This window comes from Synechococcus sp. R55.2 (assembly GCF_047462075.1).
Taxonomy (GTDB): Bacteria; Cyanobacteriota; Cyanobacteriia; order Thermostichales; family Thermostichaceae; genus Thermostichus.
The window spans coordinates 1-1,279 of the sequence record NZ_JANSIH010000054.1 but is presented as its reverse complement, the minus strand read 5'-3'; the positions used below and the strand labels follow the sequence as shown (position 1 = coordinate 1,279).

The 1,279-nt window shown below is 52.3% G+C and carries 1 pseudogene; it reads left to right on the top strand.

Features of this window, described 5'->3' with window-relative positions:
- Positions 1 to 265 precede the first annotated feature (265 nt).
- Positions 266 to 1,170 (top strand): annotated as a pseudogene (locus NW838_RS02020) (IS630 transposase-related protein).
- The last annotated feature ends 109 nt before the right edge of the window (positions 1,171 to 1,279 follow it).

The window sequence follows — 1,279 nt, the reverse complement described above, 5'->3', positions numbered from 1 at the left end:
GATCACAAGGTGCAGCAGCAGGAGTTCAAACGGCGCTACCAGGCGGTGCAGCAGGCCTACTCTAGGTCTGTTCGAGACGGTCTCCCCCCTCCTTCCTAGTCCTCTGTGCCGCTGCCCCCTCTCTCGACGACGGCAGACAAAAGGCAAGACAGGTGCCATTTGAAATGACCACAAAGCAGGTCTGTGTAGTTGTAGTCAATTCAGTTGACAATGAGACGGTGTTAAAGGCAAGATGACGTGGGGGTAGACCTCAGGAGGAAGCTTCATGACCTATAGCTTAGACCTGAGAGAGAGAGTCGTAGGGTATGTCCAGGAAGGGGGCAGCCCCACTGCAGCTGCACAGATGTACAAAGTCAGTCGTGCAACGGTTTATCGCTGGCTGAACCGAGAAGACCTGAGGCCGACAAAAGTCAAGACTCGGAAGCGAAAGATAGACTTGGTCGCTCTGCAGCAAGACGTAGAACAGTACCCAGAAGCTCGACTGAAGGATAGAGCCCAGAGGTTTGGCGTCCATCCCAGCGCTATTTACTATGCTCTTAGGAAGATGAAAACAACGCGAAAAAAAAGAGTTAAGGCACCGAGAGCGGGATTGGCAAGAGAGAATCCAAGAGAGAATCAACGACTCTAGGGTCTTGAGGGAGTTGGTTCAGAAGTATGGAAGTGAGAGTTTAGCTTACAATGGGCTCTGCACCGCTGACGCGAATGATGAGAGAATGACGAGACAGGGTTTGGGGAGATACGCACCTGTTTTATGCTTGGCCAAAGAGAGGGGAGAAAGTTTATGGGAAGAGAGAGAGCTGAGTAGCCGGTAGGAGGAAGGAGAGAGGGGGTTTGATAGCCCCGACGCTTTTTCAAGTAGCTCGAATGCGGAAGAATTTGAGGGACACTAAATGCCGAGTTTGGAGAGGACATCTGTATTGACTCTGGGCAATGGGCCGATTCAAAGGCCTAGGGCCTACTCGGCGAACGGAAGGGAAGGATAAAGGATTTGATGAAAGCGGCAGGGCAGGAGGTGGTTTTTTGCTGAGGCCCTCGCCAGACTTGAATGAGATTGAGGGTGACTTTAGTGCTCTCAAGAGGGCAAGGATGCATGCTGATAGAGGAACTTCTGTGGATGAAGTGATAAGGCCTGCGGTCCGCTGTTGCAGACGGAACTGTTGTACTGGCTAGCGTCTCATTGTTATTTGGATTGACTATGGCGGCTATTCCAGCAGCAGCGAGAGGAGGGCTAGGGATCTTCAGGGCAGTTGCAGCACCTGAACGGGCGAACCGGCAGGGA